This is a genomic window from Nocardia concava NBRC 100430, assembly GCF_000308815.1.
Lineage (GTDB): Bacteria > Actinomycetota > Actinomycetes > Mycobacteriales > Mycobacteriaceae > Nocardia > Nocardia concava.
This window is the reverse complement of sequence record NZ_BAFX01000171.1, coordinates 1-7925: the sequence shown is the minus strand read 5'-3', so window position 1 is coordinate 7925 and position 7925 is coordinate 1. Positions and strand designations below refer to the sequence as shown.

The window sequence follows — 7925 nt, the reverse complement described above, 5'->3', positions numbered from 1 at the left end:
ACCTCACCGGTGCGCCGACCTCGCTCGAGCAGCTGATGGCCGAGACCACGCTGGGTGGTCTGGGTGTGCGGGTGCTGCATTGGGAGCAGTGGTGTGAGGACGTGGTGCGGGCGATCCGGGACGAACCGGTGCCGGAGTTGGAATCGCTCGCGCAGGTATTGCAGAGCCCGGCGGCTCGGCGGCAGCTCGCGGCCATGGTGACCGCGCCGCCATCGACAGCCGCGCGGACCGAGGCATTCGTGGCGGCCCAGGGTTTGCCTGCCCCGGCGTCGGGGGCAGCGGCACGCGGGAAGATGCTCGAGACCGTCGCGGGGCCGGGGTCGCGCGCGGAGGACGAGCCCTACCTGCGGTTCAACGAAACGCTCTCGGGGACCATCGGTGCGATCGGTGAGAACGCTGAAATACCCTGTGAATTGCGGCTTTCCCTGTCGGTCGCGAGCAGTGCCCAGGTGTTCAGCGCGCGCACGCTCGCAGTCAGTGGAGAGTTGCGATGCGCCGTGCTGCACGATCAGCCGCTCACCGTCGAGGGGTCAGCGACCATCCGGCCGCACGACGGCACTCCGCTGCGTCACGAGATGCGGCATCCGATCATGCATTACCAACTGACACTGCGTGATTCCTCCGGCGGCACCTGGTGGTTCGAAGGCTACAAGTTCGCCGCCGCCAGCCGTCGTCTGGTGCGTCAGCTCGGAACACAGGTGATCGAGATCGGGCGCTCCGGCGAGCCCGCGATCTACACCGGCGAGGTGACGGTGCCGATGCACACCTACCTCCCCGATCAGATCGACGGTATCGAGATCGATCCGCGGCTACCCGAGCGACAGCAGCGGCTGGCGAAGCTGTTGTGGCTCAGCTGGTTCGGTGGTCAGCTCGGCAAGAGTCTCATGGAGCCGGTCCTGCGGGTCGGCACCGATCTGCTGGATCTGCGCCGGGCCATGCGTAAGGAGCAGCGCCGATGACGGGCCTTCGAGCCACCGAACCCCTTGCCGGAGAATCGATCTCCTTCCGCACCGCTGACGGCGTCGATCTGCGGCTGCGGCGCGTCGGCCCGCCCGACGCGCCCGACGCGCCCGCGGTGCTGCTGGTGCACGGGCACGGGGTGTCCTCGGAGATGTTCGCGCTGCCCGAGATTCGCAATATCACCGACGTGCTGGCCGATGCGGGCTATCAATCCTGGCTGCTGGACTGGCGCGGCAGTTGCGCGCTGCCCTACAACGAATCCGGTCGCCCGTACACCTTCGACGATGTCGCCCTCTACGATCTGCCCGCCGCGGTCGCACAGGTCAAGGAGCGGATCGGGGATCGGCCGCTGTTCGTGGTGGCGCATTGCATCGGCGCGCTGTCGCTGTCGCTGAGCCTGACCGCCGGGCTGCTCCCGGGATTGGCGGGCGTGGTCGCGCAGGGTGTTTTCCTGACGCCGAAGGTCCGCACCTCCGCGCGCATGCGCGTGCTGGTGGGCAGTGAACTGCTCGGATCGCGCATCACCCACCTGGAATCCGACTTCCGCAAGGTCGGGCTGTGGTCGCGGCGCACCCTCCTCTATGCGGCCCTGTCGCGCAAGGGCGACTGCCCCGACCCGACGTGCCGGCTGGTCCAGTACGGCTGGGGCATGGGCGCCAAGCTGTTCGAGCACGACCACCTCGACGCGCGCACGCACGACCGCCTGGCGCAGCTGTTCGGTGCGGTGCCGCTGTCGGTGCTGCCGCATCTGCGGCAGATGGAATTGGCGCACGCCGTGGTCCGGTGGAATGTCGACGATGACCGCTATCGGGCGCTCCCGGAGAACGCGCTCACCGCGGCCGATCGGATCGATTGCCCGGTATTGCTGTTGTCCGGCAGTCGAAACGAGGCGTGGGTCGACTCCAACAAGCTGTGTTACGAGGTGCTGTCGGCGCGCAATCCGGGCGTCGATGTGCACTACACCGAAATACCGTCCTACGGCCACCTCGACACGTTCATCGGCCGCGGTGCGGCATTGGACGTATTCGGGTACATCGTCGACTTCCTCGACGAGATCACGGCCGGGACGGCCGACTGACGAGATCACGATTGGATTCGAGAGTATGCGTATCGCATTGCTGACCGCGGGAACCCGGGGCGATCATCAGCCGTATCTCGCCCTTGCCGACGAATTGCGTTCGCGCGGACACCATGTCGAGATGACCGCCACCGAGAACTACGCGGACGTGGTGCGGCGCTCGGGTTTCGAACCGCACGTCATCCCCTTCAACTCCGCGGAACTGCTGGAGTCGCCCGCGGCCAAACGCGGGCTGTCCTCGGGCAATCCGCTGCCGTTCCTGCAGATCATGCTGGACACGGTGAAGATCATGGCGGGCGAACGCGGTGAGCGGATGCACGAAGTGCTCAGTGGCGCTTGTGAATCCGCAGACGTGATCGTGTCCTGCGCCTCGACGCTGCCCTGGGCGATGGAGCGGCGGGAGAAGACCGGGCAGCGGGTGATCGGCGGGTTGCCGTACCCGCTCGAGCGCACCGCGGAATTCCCGTCCTCGTTCACGGTCAAGCAGATGGTTTCGTCGCGGCGATTGCGACTGGCCAGCTACACGGCGTTCGAAATCGCTTACGGCGTGGCGTATCACAAGATGGATCGACGGGTGCGCCAGCTGATGGGGCTGCCCGGTAAGCCACAGAATCCGTTCCGCCGCATCCGTGCCGAAGGTATTCCGCTGGTGCACATGGTGAGTCCGGTGCTGCTGCCCAAGCCCGCGGACTGGCCGGACCGCTCGACCGTCGTCGGTGCGCCGATCCTGCCCGCTCACATGCGCGGGGCATGGGGCGAGGCGGCGGTCGATCCGGCGCTGACCGACTGGCTCGACGAGGGCGAGCCGCCGGTCTACTTCTGCCTCACCGGCATGCCGATCCTCGACCCGACCGCGGCCTGCGATCTCATCGCCTCGGTCTGCCGCAGGCTGGGCGTGCGCGCCCTGGTCACGGTCAAGGGCGAGGGCTACCCGCGCGGCATCGGCTACGACCGCCGGCTGTTCGTCCTGGACTCCTTCGACTACGACCGCATCCTGCCGCGCTGCCTGGCGGTCGTCCATCACGGTGGTAGCGGCAACACCCACGACGTGCTGCGCGCCGGCCTGCCCGCGGTGGTGATCGGCGTGCACAGCGACCAGTTCTTCTACGGCTGGCGGATCTCGGCGCTCGGCATCGGCGCCGACTTCCCGTACCCGAAACTGACCGAGGACCGGCTGCACGACGCACTCGTCCGGACCCTGACGCCCGAAGCCCGTGGTCGCGCAGCGGAACTCGGCCGCCAGGTCTCCGCCGAGACCGGCATCCCGTCCGCCGCGGACGCGGTGGAGCGACTCTCCGTCACCGCCTCGGCCTGATTGATGGCCGAATCCCTGCACATCGCACTGTTCACCGACTTCCACCCGACCACCCTGGGCGGCGTCCAGACCGCCATGCGATCCCTGTGCGACGCCCTGCGCGGGCAAGGTCACCGCGTGACCGTATTCTCCGCTCCCGCACCGGGATCCGTGCCGCCAGATCCCGACACGGTCGTTCTCCGCCCGATGCGGTTCGCGATGTCGAACGGCCTGCCGCTGGTACTGCCGACGCGCGCCAACCAACGCCTGATCGATGCCGCCTTCACCGACCGCGGCCCCTTCGACCTCGTGCACTCCCTCACCACATACGGCTGCGGCATCTCCGCCATCCGCGCCGCGCGCCGCCACGGCATCCCGATTATTCAAACCATGCAGAGCCGCGACGACACGGTCATCGAAAAGTATTCCCCCGCTCCGTTCCTGGCCGCCCTGACCATGCGGCTCCTGCACGGCTGGTTCGTCCCCCTGCGCAACCACCCGCCCTACCCCGGTGACACCCGCACCACCCGCCTGGCCTGGCGTCCCCTGATTGCCCACGCGCAAGGCACCGACCACGTGATCGTCCCGACCCACCACTTCGCCCGCCGCCTCGCCGCCCGCGGCGTAGATCGCCCGATTCACGTGGTATCCAACGGAATCGACGACGCCCTCCTCGACCGCATCCGCGGCACGAGCGAGCCGGACCTGAAAGCGGCCGAGCCGGGGCCGAACGCGAGCGAGCCGCTGCGCGCCCTGTGGTGCGGCCGCCTATCCCCGGAAAAGCGCCCCCTCGAAGCCATCGAAGTAGCCCGCCTGGTCGACAACTGCACCCTGGACATCTACGGCAGCGGCCCCCTCACCGAAGACGCCCGCAAGGCCATCACCGCCGCCAACCTCTCCCACCGCGTCCACCTACACGGCGAAGTAGACCAATCCGCCTGTCTGACCGCCATGCGCACCCACGACGTCCTCCTCCTCACCTCAGACTGCGACACCCAGGGCATGGTCCTCCTGGAAGCCGTGGCCATGGGCCTCCCGGTCCTCTACTGCGACCCCGAACTCTCCGAAACCGTCCCCGAGGACGGCGGCATCCGCACCCCCACCCCCTCGGTCCAATCCTTCGCCACCGAACTCGCGGGCCTGGCAGCTGATCGCACCCGCCTCCGACTGATGCGCAAGGCTCTATCCCCCCACGCCGACGAACCCCGCCAGTCGAACCACATCACCAGAATCCTGTCGATCTACACCGCGAGCCTCTCCGAATGACGTTGTCCGACAGGCGAATAGACCATGCAAACGCAACTATCCTCGGGCCCCGACGAGATTGTCGAGGCCCGAGGATGTGGTGATCGCCGCGTCGTGGTCGGCGTTTACGGCTGGGAGCGGGCGAGGACCGAGTTGCGGTAGCCGAAGCCCGCGTAGAGGGCGAGGCCTAGCAGGAGCCAGACGACGAAGCGGATCCAGGTGATGACGTCGAGGTGGCTGATCAGCCACAGCGAGAAGGCGATGCCGATGAGGGGGACGACCGGGATCCACGGTGTGCGGAAGGCGCGCTCGGCGTCGGGGCGGGTGCGGCGCAGGCGCATGACTCCGAGGGCGACCACGATGAAGGCCATGAGAATGCCGACATTGGTGAGTTCGGCGGCCTCGCGGATGGGCAGGAATCCGGCGATGAGGGCGGAGACTATGCCGACCGGCCAGATGACGCGGGTGGGGACCTTGCGTTCGCTGCACTTGCCGAAGTAGTCGGGCAGCAGGCCGTCTCGGCTCATGGCGAAGCCGACGCGGGTGACGGCGAGCATATTGGCGAACGCGGAGGTGGTGACGCCGACGACCGCGCCGACCGCGATGACCAGGCCGAGGATGCCCATGCCGATGGTGTCGAAGGCGCTGGAGAACGGTGCGGCGACATCGATGTCGGCGTAGTTCACCATGCCGACGATGACCAGGCACACCAGCAGGTAGACGAGCGAGGCGATGCCGAGGCTGATGAGAATGGCCTTGGGCAGCAGTTTCTTACCGTCCTTGGACTCCTCGGCGGCCGCGCTCATGGCGTCGTAGCCGTAGACCGCGAAGAACGCCAAGGCCGCACCCGATACCGCGCCGCCGACGCCGAACGGGAAGAACGGGGTGTAATTGCCTGCCTTGATGTGGAAGGCCCCGGCGACCACGACAATGCCGACGATGATCATCTTCACCGCGACGAGTCCGGTTTGCACGCGGGCGGATTCGCGGGTGCCGCGGGAGAGCAGGAAGGACAGCAGCAGACACAGGATGACGGCGAACAGGTCGATCTTGCGGCCCTCACCGGTGCCGGGCGCGCCCAGGGCCCAGGTCGGAAGGTCGAATCCGATGTAGTGGGTGATGTAGTTGAGGTAGCCGGAGACCGCGATCGCCACCACCGACACGATGGCGGTGTATTCCAGCAGCAGATCCCAGCCGATCATGAAGCCGATGATCTCGCCCAGTGCCACATACGAATACGTGTAGGCCGAACCGGCTTTCGGCACCATGCCCGCGAATTCGGCGTAGCACAGCCCCGCCGCGCCGGAGGCGATGACGGCGATGGCGAAGGAGATGAGCACGGCCGGGCCCGCCACCTCGTTGGCCACGACCCCGGCCAGGGAGAACACTCCTGCGCCGACCAGGCCGCCCAGACTCAGCGCGACCAGTTGCCATAGGCCCATGCTCTTGGTGAAATCGCCGGTGTCGGCGTCGGTGACGGGCATGCGGCGCATGATTCCGCCGAGGGTGATGGGTGGGCGAGGGCGGCGGGTGACGACAGACATTGTCGCGCCTTTCAGGTGGTGATATTTCAACTAGGGGTGGTGGACGGGGGACGGCTTCAGAAGACGAAGCCCTCGGGGAACGGGTCGGTCGGGTCGAGCAGATAGTTCGCGGTGCCGGTCAGCCAGGCACGACCGGTGATCTCCGGGACGAGCGCGGGATGGCCTGCGACGGTGGTGAATTCGACCGCGCGCGCATGGAAAGTGGTGCCGATGAACGAGTCGTTGCGCAACACCTGATCACCGGAGAGCAGTCCGCGCGCGTGCTGCCGCGCCAGCAGCGCCGACGTGCCGGTCCCGCACGGGGAGCGGTCGAACCAGCCCGGATGAATCGCCATGGCATTGCGGGTGTGCGTGGGCTCGGAGGCCGGATCCAGGAACAGGACATGCTTGCACCCGCTGATCCGCTCGTCAGCCAGGTGTACCGGCCGCCGGGAGGCGTTGATGGCGCGCATGATTCGCAGTCCGGCGTCCAGGATCCGATCCTGCTGCCCGCGGTCGAAGGGCAGCCCGAGCTTGCCGAGATCGACGATGGCGTAGAAGTTCCCGCCGTAGGCCATGTCGTAGCGGACCGCGCCGATACCGGGAACCTCGACCTCGTTGTCGAGGCTGTCGCAGTAGGACGGCACATTGCGCAGAGCCACCGAATCGGCGTGGCCCGCGGTGACATTCACGCTCGCCACGACGCGCCCGGCGGGTGTGTCCAGCCGGATCTCGGTGACCGGTTCGGTCACCGGCACCATGCCCGCCTCCACCAGCGCGGTCGCGACACCGATGGTCCCGTGCCCGCACATCGGCAGCAGCCCGCTCACCTCGATGAACAGCACGCCGTAGTGCCCGTCGGCGGTGGTGGCGGGTTGCAGGATCGCCCCGCTCATGGACGCGTGCCCGCGCGGCTCGTTGACCAGGAATTTCCGCAGCCCGTCCAGGTATTCGACGAAGTGGTCGCGCCGATCGGCCATGGTGCTGCCGGGGATGATCCCGACCCCGCCGGTCACCACCCGGGTCGGCATCCCCTCGGTGTGGGTGTCGATGGCGGAGATGATTCTGCTGCTGTGCATCAGGACTGTCCTTCGGTCTCGAGTTCGGCGAGTTCACGCAGGCGCACGACGGCGGCCAGCGGACGCCAGGCGGGGGTGGCGGCGGCCAGCCCGGCCGGGGCGAGACCGTCTGTGCCGTAGCGGCATTGGCTACCGGATCCTGTCCCGTCGGCGGCCTGGGTGGTGCGCAAGGCGGTGATGGCGGACCCGCAGATGCGCCCCTGGCACGGGCCGAGCCCGGCGCGGGTGGCGAGTTTGGCCGCGCGGTAGCTGTCGCCCGCCGCGCCGGCCCAGGCGGCGGTCAACTCGGCGCGGGTGGTGTTCTCACACCGGCAGATGACGGTGCTGGGTCGGGACCACTGCGCCGCCCCGGAGCCGATCGGATGCGCGGCTGCGAGACGAGCGATGAACTGCCGGGCGGTGTGGTGCCGAGCGCGCAGGCCGCGCGCGGCGTCCGGATCGCCGCCCGCCGCGGCGATTCCGGCGACGGCTCCCTCGACAGCGGCGGCCTGGGAGCCGCCGATTCCGGTGATTTCCCCTGCGGCCCAGACCGTTTCCTCGCTGGTCCGCTGATCGCGATCGACCTCGACGAAGCCGTCCGCGTTCAGCCGCGCGCCGGCGGCGACCGCGAGTTCGTGCTGCGGGCTGAAGCCGTGCGAGACGGCGACCGCGTCCACCGCGACGGTCGTTTCGCTGCCCGGGATCGGACGCCAGTGTTCGTCGAGCCGGGCCACCGTCGCCTCCTCCACGCGGCCGTTGCCCGCGAC

Annotated in this window: 6 protein-coding genes and 1 pseudogene; 4 read left to right on the top strand and 3 right to left on the bottom strand. The window is 68.3% G+C overall.

What is annotated here, in order from left to right:
• The 4 genes and pseudogenes from ON43_RS35265 to ON43_RS35250 form a co-directional block, all read left to right on the top strand.
• Positions 1 to 959 (top strand): annotated as a pseudogene (locus tag ON43_RS35265) (thioester reductase domain-containing protein); the annotation flags it as partial.
• Positions 956 to 2038 (top strand): alpha/beta hydrolase, encoded by a 1083-nt coding sequence (locus tag ON43_RS35260; protein WP_040814643.1) that lies wholly within the window; start codon positions 956 to 958, stop codon positions 2036 to 2038. The pseudogene ON43_RS35265 and the gene ON43_RS35260, both read left to right, overlap by 4 nt.
• Before the next feature lie 25 nt (positions 2039 to 2063).
• The gene (locus ON43_RS35255) at positions 2064 to 3353 is read left to right on the top strand and encodes a glycosyltransferase (protein ID WP_040814641.1); all 1290 of its coding nucleotides are present in this window, start codon (positions 2064 to 2066) and stop codon (positions 3351 to 3353) included.
• Positions 3354 to 3356: 3 nt separating this feature from the next.
• Positions 3357 to 4598 carry a glycosyltransferase gene (locus tag ON43_RS35250; protein WP_245568893.1) on the top strand — a complete coding sequence of 414 codons (1242 nt, stop codon included), beginning with the start codon at positions 3357 to 3359 and terminating at the stop codon, positions 4596 to 4598.
• Positions 4599 to 4702: 104 nt separating this feature from the next.
• Here the strand turns inward: ON43_RS35250 and ON43_RS35245 are convergent, their stop codons facing one another.
• From ON43_RS35245 to ON43_RS35235, 3 genes are all read right to left on the bottom strand, one after another.
• Positions 4703 to 6121, bottom strand: a complete 1419-nt coding sequence (locus tag ON43_RS35245; protein ID WP_040814639.1) for an amino acid permease — start codon at positions 6119 to 6121, stop codon at positions 4703 to 4705.
• 56 nt (positions 6122 to 6177) lie between these two features.
• Positions 6178 to 7179: a proline racemase family protein gene (locus ON43_RS35240; RefSeq protein WP_040814637.1), complete on the bottom strand. Its 1002-nt coding sequence runs from the start codon at positions 7177 to 7179 to the stop codon at positions 6178 to 6180.
• Positions 7179 to 7925 (bottom strand): FAD-dependent oxidoreductase (locus ON43_RS35235; protein ID WP_040814635.1); only part of this gene is annotated, 747 nt, incomplete at its 5' end. The genes ON43_RS35240 and ON43_RS35235, both read right to left, overlap by 1 nt.

What these genes read in the sequence shown, in the direction of transcription:
- ON43_RS35260 (WP_040814643.1), top strand. Translation starts at nt 956, where the DNA reads ATGACGGGCCTTCGAGCCACCGAACCCCTTGCCGGAGAATCGATCTCC.
- ON43_RS35255 (WP_040814641.1), top strand. Translation starts at nt 2,064, where the DNA reads ATGCGTATCGCATTGCTGACCGCGGGAACCCGGGGCGATCATCAGCCG.
- ON43_RS35250 (WP_245568893.1), top strand. Translation starts at nt 3,357, where the DNA reads ATGGCCGAATCCCTGCACATCGCACTGTTCACCGACTTCCACCCGACC.
- ON43_RS35245 (WP_040814639.1), bottom strand. Translation starts at nt 6,121, where the DNA reads ATGTCTGTCGTCACCCGCCGCCCTCGCCCACCCATCACCCTCGGCGGA.
- ON43_RS35240 (WP_040814637.1), bottom strand. Translation starts at nt 7,179, where the DNA reads ATGCACAGCAGCAGAATCATCTCCGCCATCGACACCCACACCGAGGGG.